The following is a 17,066-nucleotide window of genomic DNA, read 5'->3' as shown; positions in this document are numbered from 1 at the left end:
TTCGGGCACCGCAGCCAGGTCGAGTCGATCGACGAGGCTCGCGGTGCCCGAGCTGCGGTTGGTCCGGTCAGTGCTTCGTGCCCTCGACCTCGCCGTGGTGGCTGTCGTGGTGCGACGCCTCGAGCTCGCCACGCGAGACGGGCGCGATGCGGTCCTCGAAGAACCAGCGCGAGATCGCCGCGCGCACGTGCTGGCCGGGCGTGATCTTGCCGCGTGCGTTCGGGCGGATCATGAGCGGCGCGTAGCTCTCGTAGCTCACGAGTCGCCAGCGATCGTACTCGTCGAGCGGCTGGTGCACCTCGATGAACTCGCCGCCCGGCAGTTTCACGATGCGGCCGGACTCGTAGCCGTGCAGCACGATCTCGCGGTCCTTCTTCTGCAGCGCGATGCAGACGCGCTTGGTGATGAAGTAGGCGATGAACGGCCCGAGGATGAGCGCGGCTTGCAGGGCATGGATCACGCCCTCCATCGTCAACATGAAGTGTGTCGCGATGAGGTCCGAGCTCGCGGCCGCCCAGAGCACGGCGTAGAACGTGACGCCGGCCGCGCCGATCGCGGTCCGCGTCGGGGCGTTGCGGGGACGGTCGGCGATGTGGTGCTCGCGCTTGTCGCCCGTGATCCACGCCTCGATGAACGGGTAGATCAGCACCGTGACGATGAACCCGCCGAGCACGACGAGCGGCACGATGATGTTGAACGACCAGGTGCGGTCGAGCCAGACGAACTCCCAGTGCGGCGGGACGAGACGCAGCGCACCGTCGGCGAAGCCGATGTACCAGTCGGGCTGGGTGCCGGCGGACACGGGGGATGGATCGTACGGGCCGTAGTTCCAGATCGGGTTGATCGTGAACAGCGACGAGATGAGCGCGATCACCCCGAAGATGATGAAGAAGAAGCCACCGGCCTTGGCCGCGTACACCGGGAGGATGGGCGGGCCGACCGCGTTCTGCGCCGACTTGCCGGGGCCCGCGTACTGCGTGTGCTTGTGCACGACGACGAACACCAGATGCAGTGCGATCAGCGCCAGGATGATCAGTGGCAGCAACAGGATATGCAGCGTGTACAAGCGGCCGACGATCGCGGTGCCCGGGAACTCGTCGCCGAAGAGCAGGAACGACGTCCAGGTGCCGATCAACGGGATGCCCTTGATCATGCCGTCGATGATGCGGAGGCCGTTGCCCGAGAGCAGGTCGTCGGGGAGCGAGTACCCCGTGAAGCCCTCGGCCATCGCGAGGATGAAGAGCACGAAGCCGATCACCCAGTTGAGCTCGCGCGGCTTGCGGAACGCACCGGTGAAGAAGATGCGGAGCATGTGCAGGCCGATGGCGGCCACGAACAGCAGCGCCGCCCAGTGGTGCATCTGGCGGACGAAGAGCCCGCCGCGGATGTCGAACGAGATGTCGAGCGTCGAGGACATGGCGACCGACATCGCCACGCCCTTCAGCGGCACGTAGGAGCCCTCGTAGTGCACCTCGGCCATGGACGCCTGGAAGAAGAACGTCAGGAACGTGCCCGAGATGAGGATGACGATGAAGCTGAAGAGGGCGACCTCGCCGAGCAGGAACGACCAGTGGTCGGGGAAGGCCTTGCGGCCGAGCTCCTTGACGAAGCCCGCGATGCTGGTGCGTTCATTGACGTAGACGGATGCTGACGCCGTGAACGACCGCTTCTGCGGCGTGTTGGTGGTTGCGGTGCTCAACTGCGCTCCCAGAAGCTCGGGCCGACGGGTTCGGTGAAGTCGCTCTGCGCGACGAGGTAGCCCTCGTCGTCGACGGCGATCGGCAGCTGCGGAAGCGGCCGCGCAGCCGGGCCGAAGATGACCTCGCAGTGGTTCGCCACGTCGAACTGCGACTGGTGGCACGGGCAGAGCAGGTGGTGCGTGTGCTGCTCGTACAGCGCCACGGGGCAGCCGACGTGGGTGCAGATCTTCGAGTACGCGACGATGCCGTCGTACGACCAGTCGGCGCGTTCGGGCAGCTCGTTGAGCTCGGCCGGGTTGAGGCGCATGAGCAGCACGGCCGCCTTGGCCTTCTCTTCGAGCCGGCCGTGACCCATGTCCTGGAGACCCTCGGGGATCACGTGGAACGCGCTGCCGATCGTGACGTCGGACGCCTTGATGGGCGCGCCCGACGGATCGAGCGCGAGACGCGTGCCCTTCTGCCACATGGTGTGGCTGAGCAGCTCGACGGGGAGCTCGTCTTGTGGTGCGAAGCCGCGGAAGAGCACGACCGCGGGCAGCGGGAACGCGATGAGCGCGCCGATGAGGCTGTTGCGGATGACGGCGCGGCGGGAGAACCCGGACTCGCGGTCGGCGTCCTGGAACACCTTGACCGCCGCGGCCTGGGTCTCGGCCGAGCCGCCGATCGGGTGCCGTTCGTCGACGAGCTCGACGTCGGTCATGACCGCCTTGCCCCAGTGCACCACTCCGAAGCCGATGCCGAGCAGCGCGAGTGTCGCGCCGAGGCCGAAGAACATGTTGTTCAGGCGGACCGCGCCGACGTCGTTGGACTCCATGGGGAAGAGCATGTACGCGGCGATGGCCCAGACGCTGCCGAGGATCGACAGGTAGAAGAGCGTGTAGACCGTGCGCTGGGCGCGCTTCTCACGCTTCGGGTCCTCGTCGGTGACGCGCGGGCGGTGCGGCGGGAACCCGGGGTTCTCGAACGCATCCGTGGCGATGACAGCGGTACCCGGCGACGCGGTGGGGTGTGCCGCGTGTGACGAGTCCGCGGCGACGAGGTCCGTGCCGCTGGTGTCGTCGTGGGCCATGGTTCTCCTTCGTGAAACTACTTCGATGCCGGGTGCGCTAGTTGGACTTCGCCGTGATCCACACGGTGATGGCCACGATCGCGCCGAGGCCGAAGATCCAGATGAAGAGGCCCTCCGCGACGGGGCCGAGCGAGCCGAGCTCGAAGCCGCCGGGCGAACGGTTGTCTTGCACATACTTGAGGTACGTGATGACGTCGCGCTTGTCCTCAGGGGAGATGTTCAGATCGTTGAACACCGGCATGTTCTGCGGGCCCGTGACCATGGCCTCGTAGATGTGGACGCCCGAGACATCCGAAAGTCCAGGAGCGAACTTGCCCTCGGTGAGCGCACCACCCGCACCGGCCACGTTGTGGCACATCGCGCAGTTGATGCGGAACAGCTCCGCGCCGTTCGCGGCGTCGCCGCCGCCGTTGACGAGGTGGTCGGCGGGGATGTCGGGGCCGGGGCCGAGCGACGCGACGTAGTACGCGAGCTGCTTGACCTGCGTGTCGGTGAACTGCACCGGCTTCTGGAGTGCCTGCGGGCCCTGCATCTGCATGGGCATGCGACCCGTGCCGACCTGGAAGTCGACCGCCGCGGCGCCGACGCCGATGAGGCTTGGTCCGGTGGCCGTGCCTTCGGCGTCGAGACCGTGGCAGGTGGCGCAGTTCGCCTGGAAGAGCTTCTTGCCTTCTTCGATCGTCTGCTGGGACGTCGGATCGGCTTCGGCCTGCGCGACGGTGCCCGAGCTGAGCGCCGCGTAGGCACCGCCGGTGAAGACGAGTCCGAGCGCGAGCAGGGCGACGGTGGCGAGCGGATGCCGGCGTCCGGTGCGCTTCTGGCGGTTCATGGGTCTCTTCCTGTTCACGGGCATGCTGGGGGAAAGCTCCTGACGCGACTATCTGAGGACGTAGATGACGAGGAAGAGGCCGATCCAGACGACATCGACGAAGTGCCAGTAGTACGACACGACGATCGCACTCGTGGCCTCACGGTGTCCGAAGCGCTTGACGGCGAAGACACGGCCGATGACGAGGAGGAAGGCGATCAGACCACCGGTCACGTGCAGACCGTGGAAGCCCGTCGTGAGGTAGAAGGCCGAGCCGTATGCGTTCGAGTCGATCGCGATGCCCTCGTGGACGAGCTGGGCGTACTCCCAGATCTGGCCGGCGACGAAGACCGAGCCCATGGCGAAGGTGAGGAAGAACCACTCGACCATGCCCCACTTGCCGACCTGGTACCACTTGCCGGTCATGTACGGCTGCATCCGCTCAGCGGCGAACACGCCGAACTGGCAGGTGAAGCTGGATGCCACCAGGATGAGCGTGTTCCCGAGTGCGAACGGGAAGTTCAACCGGCCCGCCTCGAAGTCCCACAGCTCGGGCGAGGTGGCCCGCAGCGTGAAGTAGATCGCGAAGAGGCCCGCGAAGAACATGACCTCGCTGCCCAGCCAGACGATCGTGCCGACGGCGACGGTATTCGGACGCTTGATCAGCGGCGCGCTGGCCTGAGAAGTCAATGAGGTGCTCGTCACAATCATCCATTATGGCCGATTCGGCGGGTGAGTTTTCGTCATCGGCCGATCCCGTGTCGGTCGCGACGCCGAGGACGAGCCGCGAGCGGCCTGTGGCGGGGCCGGGAATCCACCGTGAATACGGCGGATAGGATCATTCGCATGAGCTCGCACCCCACCTGGCCCGCCATTCTGACGTCGCTGATGAGCGGCGAGGACCTCAGCGTGTCGGACGCCGCGTGGAGCATGGAGCAGGTCATGACCGGGCGGGCGACGCCGGCCCAGCTCGCCGGATTCCTCGTCGCCCTGAGGCTCAAGGGCGAGACCGTCGACGAGATCGTCGGCTTCCGCGACGCGATCCTCGACCACGCCCTGCCGCTCGCGGTCGACGCCATGGCGCTCGACATCGTCGGCACCGGCGGCGACCGGTTCGGCACGGTGAACGTGTCGACGATGGCGTCCGTGGTCGCCGCCGCGACCGGAGTCCCCGTGCTGAAGCACGGCAACAAGGCGGCGAGCTCGTCGTCGGGTTCATCGGACGTCCTGCGTGCGCTCGGCGTCGACCTCACGCTCTCGCCCGAGCGTGTCGCCGAGGTGTTCGAACGAACGGGCATCAGCTTCGCCTTCGCGGCGGCATTCCACCCCGGCTTCGCGAACGCCGGCCCGGTGCGCGCCGAGCTCGGCGTGCCGACGGTCTTCAACTTCCTCGGTCCGCTGTGCAATCCCGCTCGGCCCGAAGCCTCGGCGGTCGGCGTCGCGCACCTCGACCGCGTCCCGCTGATGGTGGGCGTGTTCCAGACGCGCGGGGCGACGGCTCTCGTCTTCCGCGGCGACGACGGCCTCGACGAGTTGACCACGACCGGGCACAGCCACATCTGGGAGGTGTCAGGAGGCACGGTCAAGGAGCACGATCTCGACCCGCGCGACCTCGGCATCCGCCGCGCGTCGATCGAAGACCTGCAGGGCGGCGATGCCGCGCACAACGCGGCGATCGTGCACGAGGTCCTCGCGGGCGGCGAGGGCCCGGTCCGCGACATCGTCCTGCTGAATGCCGCCGCCGGCCTGGTCGCGTTCGATCTCGCGAAGGACCCCTCGCAGTTCCAGCGGACCATCCTCGAGCGCTTCCGCGATCAGCTCGCGGTCGCCGCGCAGGCCATCGACTCGGGCGCCGCGGCCCGCAAGCTCGACGAGTGGGTCGCGGCCACACAGGCCGCGTGACGAGCGGATGCCTCGTGCCGAGCTCGGCACGAGGCATCCGCTGATCTCAGCTCGACCAGGTCAGCTGACGTCCTCGTCGACCCAGTCGAAGGTCTTCGTGACCGCCTTCTTCCAGAGTCGGATCTGGCGATCGCGCTCGTCGGCGTCCATCTGCGGCTCCCAGCGGCGGTCCTCCTGCCAGTTCGCGCGCAGCTCGTCGAGACCGGACCAGAAGCCGACCGCGAGGCCGGCCGCGTAAGCCGCGCCGAGCGCCGTGGTCTCCGCGACGACCGGCCGGACGACCGGGACGCCGAGGATGTCGGCCTGGAACTGCATGAGGGTGTTGTTCGCGATCATGCCGCCGTCGACTTTGAGCTCGGTGAGATCGACGCCCGAGTCGGCGTTCACGGCTTCGAGGACCTCCCGGGTCTGGAAGGCGGTCGCCTCGAGCGCTGCACGGGCGATGTGGCCCTTGTTCACGTAGCGGGTGAGGCCGACCAGCGCGCCGCGTGCATCGGGCCGCCAGTAGGGCGCGAAGAGCCCGGAGAAGGCCGGCACGAAGTACGCGCCGCCGTTGTCCTCCACCGTCTTGGCGAGCTCCTCGACCTCGGGCGCACTCGAGATGAGGCCGAGGTTGTCGCGCAGCCACTGGATGAGCGAGCCCGTGACCGCGATCGACCCCTCGAGCGCGTAGTGCGCCGGAGCGTCGCCCAGCTTGTAGCCGAGCGTGGTCAGCAGGCCGTTCTTCGAGTGGATGATCTCGGTGTCGGTGTTGAAGATGAGGAAGTTGCCGGTGCCGTAGGTGTTCTTCGACTCGCCCTGGTCGAATGCGGCCTGACCGAAGGTCGCCGCCTGCTGGTCGCCGAGGATGCCGGCGACCGGCACCTCACGCAGCAGGCTCGAGGACTCCACGTTGCCGTAGACCTCCGACGAGGACCTGATGTCGGGCATCATCGACCGAGGCACGCCGAAGACGTCGAGGATGTCGTCGCGCCACTCGAGCGTCTCGAGATCCATGAAGAGCGTGCGGCTGGCATTGGTGACATCGGTCGCGTGCACGCCGCCGTCGGTGCCGCCGGTGAGGTTCCAGAGCACCCAGCTGTCGGTCGTGCCGAACAGCAGGTCACCGGCCTCGGCCTTCTCGCGCGCACCCTCGACGTTCTCGAGGATCCACACGATCTTGGTGCCGGAGAAGTAGGTCGCCAGCGGGAGCCCCACGGTGTCCTTGAACCGCTCGACGCCGCCGTCGGCCGCGAGCCGGTCGACGATCGGCTGGGTGCGCGTGTCCTGCCAGACGATGGCGTTGTAGACGGGCTGGCCGGTGTTCTTGTCCCACACGACGGCCGTCTCGCGCTGGTTGGTGATGCCCACCGCGGCGATGTCGTGGCGGGTCAGGTCGGCCTTGCCGAGCGCTTCACCGATCACCTGCCTGGTGTTGTTCCAGATCTCGAGCGGATCGTGCTCGACCCACCCGGCCCTCGGGAAGATCTGCTCGTGTTCGAGTTGACCGGACGCGACGATCGACCCCTTCTTGTCGAAGATGATCGCGCGCGAGCTTGTGGTGCCCTGGTCGATCGCCAGGATGTAGTCGGCCATGACTTCCTCTCATTCGTGCCGACGCGAGCCGTCCACGAACGGCTCGGCGCCGGTGTGTGCTGTTAACAACCTACGGGGGCGTTGCCGAATGAAGAAGGGCGGGGCCGTGAAGCCCCGCCCTTTCGCTCAGCCGAGTACCGGGAGCAGTACGAGCGCCGCCCAGCCGGCGATGAGGCCGCCGATGATCGGACCGACGATGGGAACCCATGAGTACGACCAGTCGCTCCCGCCCTTGCCCCTGATCGGGAGGATGGCGTGCGCGATGCGTGGGCCGAGGTCACGAGCCGGGTTGATGGCGTACCCGGTCGGGCCACCGAGGGAGGCACCGATACCGACCACCAGGAGGGCGACCGGCAGTGCGCCGAGCTCGGCGGGCGTCCCGCCGTAGCTGAACCCGAGGATGACGAACACCAGCACGAAGGTGCCGATGATCTCGGTCACGAGGTTCCAGCCGTAGGAGCGGATGGCAGGGCCGGTGGAGAAGACGCCGAGCTTGTTCGCGGGCTCGGGCTCCTCGTCGAAGTGCTGCTTGTAGGCCAGCCACGCGATGACCGCACCGATGATCGCACCGATCAGCTGTGCGCCGATGTAGGTGATGATCGACAGGAAGTCGATCGGGATGCCGGGCTGGAACTCGGTCTCGCCCTTACCGAGCAGGTTGACGGCCAGGCCGAGCGTCACGGCCGGGTTGATGTGCGCCCCGGACGCGTACGACACGATCACACCGGCGAAGACCGCGAGGCCCCAGCCGAAGTTCACCATCAGGAACCCGCCGCCGAACCCTTTGTTCCGAATGAGCGCGACGTTGGCGACCACGCCGCAGCCGAGCAGCACCAGCATCGCGGTGCCGACCAGCTCCGATAGGAAAATGAGGCCGAGGTTCAATTCCACGAGGGTTCCATCCTCTCCATTGAGCCATGGGGTCTCCCACCATAGCGAGATACCGCCCACCATACTCAGCTGGGCATCCGCTGGGAACAGCCACGCCCAACTCCGTCTCACCTGAGTACGCGCATCCGCACCGAACGCGAGGATCTGAGACGCCCTGCCCCTTACCTCGAGGTGTCTCCCGGGCGTAGGTTGGCGGTGGACGCTGCACCGGGCCGGCGCACTGAGGCGCCGCCACGGCCAGCCGAGCGAAGGGATGCCCCGTGAAGAAGATCATCAACGATCCGAAGCGGGTGGTGGACGAGTCGGTTGCCGGCTTCGCCATCGCGCACGCGGATCTCGTCCGAGTGGAGACCGACCCCATCTTCGTCGTGCGGGCGGATGCGCCGGTGAGCGGCAAGGTCGGGCTCGTCAGCGGCGGTGGCAGCGGGCACGAACCGCTGCACGCCGGCTACGTCGGCTACGGCATGCTCGACGCCGCCGTGCCCGGCGCGGTCTTCACCTCGCCGACCCCCGACCCGATCCTGGCGGCCACCAAGGCCGTCGATGGGGGAGCGGGCGTGCTGCACATCGTGAAGAACTACACGGGCGACGTGCTCAATTTCGAGACCGCGGCCGACCTGGCCGCCGCCGACGGCATCGAGGTCCGCGCCGTGGTCACGAACGACGACGTCGCGGTCAAGGATTCGCTCTACACCGCGGGACGCCGAGGGGTCGCCGGAACGGTGCTCGTCGAGAAGATCGCCGGCGCGGCGGCCGAACGCGGTGACACGCTCGACCAGGTGGCCTCGGTCGCCGAGCGCGTGAACGCCAACGCCCGGTCGATGGGACTCGCGCTCACGCCCTGCACCGTGCCGCACGCCGGCGAGCCGAGCTTCACGCTCGCCGACGACGAGGTCGAGATCGGTATCGGCATCCACGGTGAGCCCGGGCGGGAGCGCATCAAGCTCGAACCGGCCGACGCACTCGTCGACCGGATGCTCGCACCGGTGATCGAAGATCTGCCGTTCGGCTCGGGCGACCGCGTGCTGCTCTTCGTCAACGGCATGGGCGGCACGCCGCAGATCGAGCTCTACATCGCGTACCGACGGGCCGCAGAACGGCTCGGGGAGCTCGGCATCGAGGTCAGTCGCTCCCTCGTCGGCAACTACATCACCTCGCTCGAGATGCAGGGCATCTCGATCACCCTCCTGAAGCTCGACGACGAGCTGACCCAGCTCTGGGACGCACCGGTCCACACCCCGGCGCTCAGGTGGGGCCGCTGATGCCGGCCGGAGGTGCGCTGGGAACCGCGTGGGCGCTCGACTGGGTACGCCGCAGTGCCGCAGTCGTCGACGAGCACCGCGTCGAACTGATCACCCTCGACCGTGAGATCGGCGACGGCGACCACGGCGAGAACCTCGACCGCGGGTTCACCGCGGTCCTCGCCAAGCTCGACGACGTCGCCGACGATACGACCCCGGCCGACGTGCTGAAGCTCGTCGCCACCACGCTGATCTCGACGGTCGGCGGCGCCGCGGGTCCGCTGTACGGGACGGCCTACCTGCGCGCCTCGACCGCGATCGCCGGCGAGACCGAGCTCGACGCCGCCGCCATCGCCGCGTTGCTCACCGCTGCGCGCGACGGGATCGTCGCGCGCGGCAAGGCGGAGTCCGGCGACAAGACGATGGTCGACGCCTGGACCCCCGCGGTGGAGGCGGCGGATGCCGCGGCGGCCGGTGGCTCGACGCCCGCCGACGTGCTCGCGGCCGCTGCCGACGCTGCGGCGGCCGGCGCCGTGGCCACCGAACCGCTCGTCGCGCGCAAGGGACGCGCGAGCTATCTCGGTGAGCGTTCGGCGGGGCATCGCGATCCTGGCGCCCAGTCGTCCGCCTACCTGCTGAGGGCGGCAGCCGAGGCGGCGGGGGTCGCCGGTGGCTGAGACTGCGGAGAAGGTGGGCGTCGTCTTCGTCTCCCACTCGGAGTCGATCGCGCGCGGGCTCGTCGACCTGGCGCGGCAGATGGCGCCGACGGCGGTACTCGCCGCCGCCGGCGGCACCGACGACGGCCGCATCGGCACGAGCTTCGATCGGGTCAGCGCCGCGATCGCCGACGCCGACGCCGGCGCCGGAGCGGTCGTGCTGTGCGATCTGGGTTCCGCGATCCTCACGGCCGAGACCGCGCTGGAGTTCCTCGACGATGCGCAGCGCGAGCGGGTGCGCCTCGTCGACGCGCCGCTCGTCGAGGGCGGGGTGGCCGCCGCGGTCGCGGCCGAGTCGGGCGCGCCGCTCGACGAGGTCGTGGCTGCGGCGAGGTCGGCGGCCGGTGGCGCGGCTGTGGGGGACGCCGCGCCGCAGGCGGGGGTCTCGGGTGGCGTCTCGGACGAGGCGTCCGACCGAGAGGGCGGCAGGCCGGCGCTCCGGCGCACCGTCACGCTCGTGAATGCGGACGGCCTGCACGCCAGGCCGGCGGCGGAGCTGGTGAAGCTCGCCTCGAAGTTCCCGCAGCGGGTCACTGTGAACGGCGTCGATGCGAGGAGCCTGCTCGCGATCATGGCCCTCGGACTCAACGCCGGCGCTCAGATCGAGGTCGCGTCCGACGATCCGACCGGTGAGGCCGCCGTCGAGGCGATCGCCGACCTCGCCGAGTCCGGGTTCGGCGAGACCTGACGCACGGATGGTGGCGAGCGGCGCGCGCCGGGCGTAACATCCAGCCATGGCACGCGACGAGGCGAGCCGCCGAACCGACGGCAACGCGTTCACCCACTTCTTCGACCGGGTCGACCGGGCGCTGACGCCCGTCTTCGAATCACCGCCCGGCCCCGCCGGGGAAGGCCCGCCGCCGGCGCCGTCGGACGACGCGCCGTGCCCGGTGTGCGGTCATCCGATGTACGAGCACCGGTTCGCCGAGCACTCGGGCAATGTGATCCTCATCTGCCCGACCAGCGACCGGCTGCCGGAGCACGACGTCGAGGGTCCGTACAACGAGCTCGGCATGCCGGCCGAGGGCCGGCGGCTCGAGCGGTACCGGGAGCGACAGGAGCGCGGCGAGGCGTGACGAGGATGCGGAGCGGGGTGCTCGACGCCCGGCTCCGAACCCGTGGTGCCCAGTCGTCGGCGCAGCTCCGGCTCACTGTCGTGGCCGCCCGGAGCCGCGGCCCGCGTCTGCGAGACTGCTCCGGTGACCGACATCGAGATGGCGCGAATCGAGGCCGGAACCGTCACGCTGCACGACGCGCGCCGGAAGATCCGGTGGAGCGTCGAGCTCGAGGCGTTCGAGATCGGGGTATTCGCCCTGACCCAGGAGCAACTCGCAGAGCTGCTGGGGGAGCGGCCGGGGGCGATCCACCCCCACCGTCCCGCGACGAACGTCAGCTGGCTTCGAGCGATCCGCTTCTGCAACGCGGCATCCGAATGGGAGGGGCTCGAGCCGGCGTACACCTTCGACGGCGAAGACGTCACCTGGCACGTCGATGCTGACGGGTTCCGATTGCCGACCGAGGCGGAGTGGGAGTTCGCCTCCCGCGCCGGATCGACCGGTCCGCATTACGGGCTTCTCGCCGACGTCGCGTGGACGAGCGCAGACGGGGTGACCGCGCCGCAGGACGTCGGGATGAAGCTGCCGAACCTGAATGGGCTGTTCGACACACTCGGCAATGTGTGGGAATGGTGCTGGGACCATCTGGACCCGGCGCGATACGACGCCTATCGCGTCTTCCGAGGTGGGGGCTTCGCGGATGACGCCTGGAGCGTCAGAGCATCGACACGCCGCGGTGGAGCGCCCCGGATGTCTCACGAGGATGTCGGCTTTCGCGTGGCGCGCGGCGGGTTCGATGCGACCGACGTCGCTCAGGGGTGGTCGGCGGACGCCGATGCGGAGCGAGCCGCAATCACCGGTCCGGTGCCGCCGGGATGGACGCCGCGCGGGTGACCGGCAGGGCGGTCATGCGGAGACGCGCGGCCCGTTGCGCACCTCATCGAGCGCAGCACGCAGCTCGTGGCGATAGACGAGCCAACGCCCGTCGAGGAAGTAGCCCGGAATCGTGCCCGCCTGCAACCAGGCGTAGATCGTCGGCTTGCTCTTGCCGAGGAGGAGCATGAGGTCGCGGTAGCCGAGGACGTCCGCGTATTCGGCCAGCACATCGGGCGCTGCCGTGTGCCGCGGGAGTCGGTTGCTGCACGCATTGAGGTGCGCACGCAGCTCGTCGCGGAAGACCAGCCACGAGGAACTCGTGAGCCGGTACCCCGGGATGCGCCCTTCGGCCAACCGTCGCAAGGTGGTGTCTTCATTGATGCGAAGGGTGCGGGCGAGGGACGCGGTGGTGAGTGTGGCGGGCAGGCTCGCCCAGAACGCATCCTCAGCGGACTGACGTGACGGAACCATCGCCGGGCTCGCGTGCGCGGAGCGATCGGCGCCCGGCGAACGGGAGTCCTGCACGCGCAGATCGGTGCTGCTCATCGGCCGGCCGAGCCTGCCATCGAGATGGTGATATGCATGGATAGCATCGTACCGGATTCGTGTCGGCGCGCCGATCACTCCACAGCAGGAGATCGCACGAGGAACATCAGGCCGAACCCGATGGCGACGACGAGCACGATGCCGATGATGCCGTAGTGCGGTGCGCCGCCGACGGTGACGGCGGTCGCGAACGCGGCTGGTGCGAGGAAGCTGACGGCGCGCCCCGTCGTGGCGTACAGGCCGAAGAGCTCGCCCTCGTGCCCGTCGGGGATGAGCCGGGTGAGGAAGCTCCGACTGGCCGATTGCGCAGGCCCGACGAACAGGCTGATCGCGAGTCCCGCGAACCAGAATGCCGGCTTGCCGGCGTCGTGGAAGACGAACATGACGAGTCCGCTGACGATGAGCCCGGCGAGCGACGCGAGGATGATCAGCCTGGCGCCGAGGCGGTCGTCGAGGGCGCCGACCGCGATGGTGGAGGCACCGGCGACGATGTTCGAGACGACTGCGAAGACGATCACCTCGCCCGGCGAGAATCCGAACACGGTGGATGCGAGTACGCCGCCGAAGGTGAACGCACTCGCAAGCCCGTCTCGGTAGACCGCGCTGGCGATGAGGAACCGGACCGTGTTGCGCTGTGTTCGCCAGAGGTGCGCGACATCGCGACCGAGACGCGCGTACGAGCCGAGGATGCCGACTCGGTGCCGGGCCGCACGCGGTCCTGCGCCCGCCGGATTCTTCGGCACGGCGAGCAGCACTGGAATGGCGAAGACCCCGAACCAGAGGCCGGCGATGAGCATGGCGACCCGCACATCGAGCCCGTGCTCGCTGCTGACGCCGAAGAGGCCGACCGCCGGCTGGATGAGTCCGAGGTAGAGGAGGACGAGCAGGGCGATGCCGCCCACGTAGCCCATGCCCCACCCGAAGCCGGAGACCTTGCCGACGGTGGCCGGCGTCGAGACCTGCGCCAGCATGGCGTTGTAGTTGACGCTCGCGAACTCGAAGCAGACGCTGCCCACGGCGACCAGCGCGATGCCGAGCGGCAGGAATTCGGGAGCGGGCTCGACGAAGTACATCGCGAGCATGAGCGCGACCACGAGTGCGGTGTTGACGGCGAGCCAGCGCTTGCGATGGCCCGTGAGGTCGCCACGCTGCCCCGAGATCGGCGCGAACAGTGCGACCGCGAGTCCGGCGAACGCGAGCGCCCAGGCTAGTTGCGGCTCGACCGTGTTCTCTGGCCCGAAGGCCGGGCTGGTGAGATAGATCGTGAAGACGAACGTCGTGACGACCGCATTGAAGGCCGCCGACCCCCAGTCCCAGAAGGCCCACGCGACCACGCGCCGGGAGAACCACGGTGTGGTGGCTGAGGCGGGCACGCCGGCTTCGGCCGGGGTGCGGGCCGCGGAGGCCGCCGGGCGGCGATTCGGATCGTGGTGCTCGCTCATCAGCCGTCGCGTTCAGTGAGGATTCATCATGATAGCGATCCCATTGTGGCAGGGCATCGTGGCCGCGTCGAGGAGCACGCCGAATCCCCGCGTATGCAACATCATGCAGTGGCCCGGGCGCGGCTCCAGAGTATTAACATATGGTGAACTGGATGCGGGGAGATGGCGTTATGGAGTTGGACTCTGGATGCGGGGCGTTCGGGGGCGACGTGCTGCTGGCGGACTGGGAGCGGACGGGCGTCGACTCACTGCGAGCCGACCTCTGCGTGCCCGCGATCCATGGGAGGGCGGGGCCGGTCGGATTGGAGCTGTCGAGTGCCGTCGTACTCGAGGTCTGTCGCCTCGGCGTCGCCCTCGTGACGCTGGGGGCCGAAGACGCTCCAGGGGAGTGGCGCTTCGTGCTCCAGTCCTTCACGCTTGAGTGGCACGGGCTTCCGCCGATGATCCCTGCGCTCGGTGCGATCTGGTGCGAACTCCTCGTCGAGACCTCGGTCGGCGAACCGGCACCTGGCGAGCGGCCGCACACGACATGGAGCTGCACGCTGGTGGCCGGCGGTCGCCCGATCGTCGCCGGTCGCATCGACGGCCGGCTGCTGCCGACGCGCGCGGCGCCCGACCCGGGCGACGTCTCTCCGGAGAGCCTGGCCGACACGGTGTTGTCGGCCATCCGGCTTCGTGCCCCGAACGGTCAGGTCAATCTCGTCGAGATGAGCTTCGGGGACCGGGCGGACCGTGACGCCCCGCTCGAGCTCGATCTGAGCTGGGATCCCGCCACCGAAGTGAACGTCTTCTCGATCCGCCAGGGTGAGCGGTCCATCGCGACGGCGCGAATCGGGTTGGTCGGGCGGGAGTCACTCACCCGCGAATGGGCCGTGGTCGCGCGAGGGGCCGCGCGATGATCGATCGGCGACCCACACCCGAGCACGTGCCGCAGCTCCAGCTCTCCGCGCCCTCGTGAGCACCCGGAATCAGCTCACCAACCGAGGGGTGAACCCGGAATCAGCTCACCAACCGAGGGGTTTCCCGGTCAAGGCGCCGCTCCACGTCCGAATGGCGAGCTCGGCACCGAACATCACATCATCCGACCTGAGTGCGGCCAGGAGCGCGTCGTGGAGCTCGGTGGTCTTCCGGGGGTCCTGCGGGAGCACGTCCTCGCTCAACCGGAGGCGGTAGGCCGCCGAGGTCGTCGCGAGACGGAATCCGAAGTTCGGCGTCACCTCGTAGAGGATCCCGAAGAAGACGAGGTTGAGTGCTGCGTAGGGCGCCCCCGCGGCGACACGCTCGGCGTAGGCGTCCCGCACGCGTTGCATTCGTCGCAATTTCGCGCCGCGTAGCCGTGACGCCGTGCTGATCATCGCAAGGTGCACCTCGGCCCAGCCGCGCACCTCACGTATGGCCTGCTCGCGACTGAAGCTCGTCATCACGGCCGGCTCGTCGTCGTCTTCCGCGTCTTCCTCGTCGTAGTCCTCGTCGTACTCCTTGTCAGGGAGCTGGATGAGCCCGAGATGCGCGAGACGCGGGATCGCATCCTCGACGTCTGGGATGCCCAGGCGAAGCCGGGCGGCCAGCACCGGCGCCCGAACCTCGTCGCCGGCGCGCAGGGTCCCGTCGGCGATCGACCACAGGATGGGTGTGAGCGTGGCGCGTACATGCTCGGCGCCCGGGACTTGCGGGAGCTGGGCGCGCTGCAGAGTGGCGTTCATGGATGTGTTCCTCCTCATCGCTGTGGTCTCCGCCGCAGCGTAGGTAGTGAGAGGAAGCGGGGCATGCCAACCCGAACAATCCGTTTGGTTATTTTCTTGCCCCTGGTGGTCCGGGGGAGTGCGGTGTTGGCCTCCGTGCTGCGATGTGCGTAACAATGTGAGGAAGATTGCGGCGATTCGGGGATACCACGTACTGACGACCGCTATATTTGTCCGTATGGATACTGCAGCAGCTGTCGCCCGAGAGATCAGCATTTCGACGTCTCGCCAGACCGTCGGCGAGAATCTGTACAACGAGCTCCTCGCCGCCATCCACGCCGGCCGGTTCGAGCCTGGTGAGCGCATCAATGATGTTGCGCTCGCCCGCGAACTCGGCATCTCGCGCACTCCCGTGCGCGAAGCGCTCCAGAAGCTGCGGACGCTCGGCGTGGTCGAAGCCGAGCCGAATCGGTTCACGCGCGTCGCGGTGATCTCGCCCGAGACCGTTCGCGATTACACCATCGTGTGGGGCGCACTCATGCGCGCCCTCGTCGATGAGATCGACGCGAAGGTGCCGGCGAAGACGCTGCGTCAGATGAAGCAGCACGCCACCGCCTTCCGCAACGCCGTCAAATCCGGCGATGCGCGAAAGGTCGCCCTGGAGAACTTCGAGTTCTTCACCTCGTTGTCGACACTCACGACGAATCAGCCGTTGTACCGCACGATCGAGTCGGTGCAGCACGTCATCCGTCTCGGAAGTGTCACGCTGCCGGACTGGGTGGACATCGAAACCCTTTCCAAGGGGCAGGAGCTGCTCCTCGACGCGCTGACCGCATCCGACCTGAAGGCCGCGCACAAGGCGCTCGATCACCTGCGGCTGATCCTGATTCCCGGAGCCAAGAGCAGGCGCTAACGAGGAACGCGGATATCCGCGAGTTCCTCGGAGTCCATCACCGACACCAGGGTGAACGTGGCGTCGCCTTCGATGCCGAGGCGCGGAGCGGCTTCAGTCCGGATACTCAGCAGCTCTCCGTCGCGGCGCCAGATGCCGCGCTCAGAGGGTGAGAATCCGAGATCTTCGACCTGGGTCGTGATGGACTCTGCACGGTCGCCCTCGAATAGGGCGACGAACTCGGCCGGCTCGGGGGCGCCCGAGGGCAGAGTCCGGTTGCCGGTCAGTTTGGCGATGCACGCGAGCCCGTCATCGTCGAACTCATCGAACTCGACGGCCTCTGCATCTTCGGTCACTTCGACCCCGGCGCCGGCGGCCGTGCGCTGATTGGCGAGGGAGTGCAGAAACTCCCCGGGGCAGCTCGTCGCCTCTCCGACGGTGGCGCTGCCCGGCGGTTGGACGGGCGGGTCGGTCGTGCAGCCGCTCAGCAGCATGAGGGGTGCGCCGACCGCCAGCGTGAGGGTGACGACCGGCCGCAAGAATCTGTGTCGCATGATGACAGTATACTGCAATGACGCATACATCGCGAATCGATCGCGTGACCGATGATCGCCGCCGCCGAGGATGCCGCGTGAACGACGAATCGAGGGGTGAAAGCGTGCCTTCAAGCG

The 17,066-nt window shown here is 68.3% G+C and carries 18 protein-coding genes; 8 read left to right on the top strand and 10 right to left on the bottom strand.

Going from position 1 to position 17,066, the window contains the following annotated elements; translation table 11 throughout:
• Window positions 1-67: 67 nt before the first annotated feature.
• The 4 genes from qcrB to ctaE are packed head-to-tail and all read right to left on the bottom strand — an operon-like array spanning window position 68 to window position 4,288.
• On the bottom strand, window positions 68-1,699 hold the full coding sequence (gene qcrB, locus QU602_RS10055) for a cytochrome bc1 complex cytochrome b subunit (protein WP_308796307.1): 1,632 nt from the start codon (window positions 1,697-1,699) through the stop codon (window positions 68-70).
• The gene (qcrA, locus tag QU602_RS10050; protein ID WP_308796305.1) at window positions 1,696-2,769 is read right to left on the bottom strand and encodes a cytochrome bc1 complex Rieske iron-sulfur subunit; all 1,074 of its coding nucleotides are present in this window, start codon (window positions 2,767-2,769) and stop codon (window positions 1,696-1,698) included. The genes qcrB and qcrA overlap by 4 nt, the downstream gene beginning before the upstream one ends.
• A 37-nt stretch (window positions 2,770-2,806) precedes the next feature.
• The gene (qcrC, locus tag QU602_RS10045) at window positions 2,807-3,598 is read right to left on the bottom strand and encodes a cytochrome bc1 complex diheme cytochrome c subunit (protein WP_308796304.1); all 792 of its coding nucleotides are present in this window, start codon (window positions 3,596-3,598) and stop codon (window positions 2,807-2,809) included.
• A gap of 48 nt (window positions 3,599-3,646) precedes the next feature.
• Entirely contained in the window at window positions 3,647-4,288 is a 642-nt protein-coding gene (gene ctaE / locus QU602_RS10040; protein WP_308796303.1) for an aa3-type cytochrome oxidase subunit III, read from the bottom strand.
• 135 nt (window positions 4,289-4,423) lie between these two features.
• Here ctaE and trpD point away from each other — a divergent pair, with 135 nt between their 5' ends.
• Entirely contained in the window at window positions 4,424-5,479 is a 1,056-nt protein-coding gene (trpD, locus tag QU602_RS10035; protein WP_308796301.1) for an anthranilate phosphoribosyltransferase, read from the top strand.
• 60 nt (window positions 5,480-5,539) lie between these two features.
• Here the strand turns inward: trpD and glpK are convergent, their stop codons facing one another.
• Together glpK and QU602_RS10025 are read right to left on the bottom strand one after the other, a co-directional pair.
• Complete coding sequence (gene glpK / locus QU602_RS10030; RefSeq protein ID WP_308796300.1) at window positions 5,540-7,054, bottom strand: glycerol kinase GlpK; 1,515 nt, start codon at window positions 7,052-7,054, stop codon at window positions 5,540-5,542.
• Between the two features lie 126 nt (window positions 7,055-7,180).
• Window positions 7,181-7,894: an MIP/aquaporin family protein gene (locus QU602_RS10025; protein WP_373692929.1), complete on the bottom strand. Its 714-nt coding sequence runs from the start codon at window positions 7,892-7,894 to the stop codon at window positions 7,181-7,183.
• Window positions 7,895-8,205: 311 nt separating this feature from the next.
• On the opposite strand from QU602_RS10025, the gene dhaK reads away from it, so the two are divergent.
• The 5 genes from dhaK to QU602_RS10000 all read left to right on the top strand — a co-directional run bounded on the left by dhaK (window position 8,206) and on the right by QU602_RS10000 (window position 11,851).
• Entirely contained in the window at window positions 8,206-9,207 is a 1,002-nt protein-coding gene (gene dhaK / locus QU602_RS10020) for a dihydroxyacetone kinase subunit DhaK (RefSeq protein WP_308796299.1), read from the top strand.
• Complete coding sequence (gene dhaL / locus QU602_RS10015) at window positions 9,207-9,863, top strand: dihydroxyacetone kinase subunit DhaL (RefSeq protein WP_308796298.1); 657 nt, start codon at window positions 9,207-9,209, stop codon at window positions 9,861-9,863. The genes dhaK and dhaL overlap by 1 nt, the downstream gene beginning before the upstream one ends.
• Entirely contained in the window at window positions 9,856-10,590 is a 735-nt protein-coding gene (dhaM, locus tag QU602_RS10010) for a dihydroxyacetone kinase phosphoryl donor subunit DhaM (RefSeq protein ID WP_308796297.1), read from the top strand. Before dhaL ends, dhaM begins: the two co-directional genes overlap by 8 nt.
• A gap of 46 nt (window positions 10,591-10,636) precedes the next feature.
• Window positions 10,637-10,978, top strand: coding sequence for a hypothetical protein (locus QU602_RS10005; RefSeq protein ID WP_308796296.1), 342 nt, complete (start codon window positions 10,637-10,639; stop codon window positions 10,976-10,978).
• Between the two features lie 123 nt (window positions 10,979-11,101).
• Complete coding sequence (locus QU602_RS10000; RefSeq protein WP_308796295.1) at window positions 11,102-11,851, top strand: formylglycine-generating enzyme family protein; 750 nt, start codon at window positions 11,102-11,104, stop codon at window positions 11,849-11,851.
• A 12-nt stretch (window positions 11,852-11,863) separates the two neighbouring features.
• Here the strand turns inward: QU602_RS10000 and QU602_RS09995 are convergent, their stop codons facing one another.
• Complete coding sequence (locus QU602_RS09995; RefSeq protein WP_308796294.1) at window positions 11,864-12,379, bottom strand: helix-turn-helix domain-containing protein; 516 nt, start codon at window positions 12,377-12,379, stop codon at window positions 11,864-11,866.
• Between the two features lie 74 nt (window positions 12,380-12,453).
• Window positions 12,454-13,821, bottom strand: a complete 1,368-nt coding sequence (locus QU602_RS09990; protein ID WP_308796293.1) for an MFS transporter — start codon at window positions 13,819-13,821, stop codon at window positions 12,454-12,456.
• A 170-nt stretch (window positions 13,822-13,991) separates the two neighbouring features.
• On the opposite strand from QU602_RS09990, the gene QU602_RS09985 reads away from it, so the two are divergent.
• The gene (locus QU602_RS09985; RefSeq protein ID WP_308796291.1) at window positions 13,992-14,720 is read left to right on the top strand and encodes a hypothetical protein; all 729 of its coding nucleotides are present in this window, start codon (window positions 13,992-13,994) and stop codon (window positions 14,718-14,720) included.
• Between the two features lie 105 nt (window positions 14,721-14,825).
• Here QU602_RS09985 and QU602_RS09980 read toward each other — a convergent pair whose 3' ends face one another.
• Window positions 14,826-15,524: an FCD domain-containing protein gene (locus QU602_RS09980; RefSeq protein ID WP_308796289.1), complete on the bottom strand. Its 699-nt coding sequence runs from the start codon at window positions 15,522-15,524 to the stop codon at window positions 14,826-14,828.
• 157 nt (window positions 15,525-15,681) lie between these two features.
• On the opposite strand from QU602_RS09980, the gene QU602_RS09975 reads away from it, so the two are divergent.
• Window positions 15,682-16,416, top strand: coding sequence for a GntR family transcriptional regulator (locus QU602_RS09975; RefSeq protein ID WP_308796288.1), 735 nt, complete (start codon window positions 15,682-15,684; stop codon window positions 16,414-16,416).
• On the opposite strand, the gene QU602_RS09970 is transcribed toward QU602_RS09975, so the two are convergent.
• On the bottom strand, window positions 16,413-17,063 hold the full coding sequence (locus QU602_RS09970) for a hypothetical protein (RefSeq protein ID WP_308796287.1): 651 nt from the start codon (window positions 17,061-17,063) through the stop codon (window positions 16,413-16,415). The genes QU602_RS09975 and QU602_RS09970 overlap by 4 nt on opposite strands.
• Between the last annotated feature and the right edge of the window lie 3 nt (window positions 17,064-17,066).

This window comes from Agromyces protaetiae (assembly GCF_030866785.1).
In the GTDB taxonomy this organism is placed as follows: Bacteria; Actinomycetota; Actinomycetes; order Actinomycetales; family Microbacteriaceae; genus Agromyces; species Agromyces silvae.
This window is presented reverse-complemented; position numbering and strand designations above follow the sequence as displayed.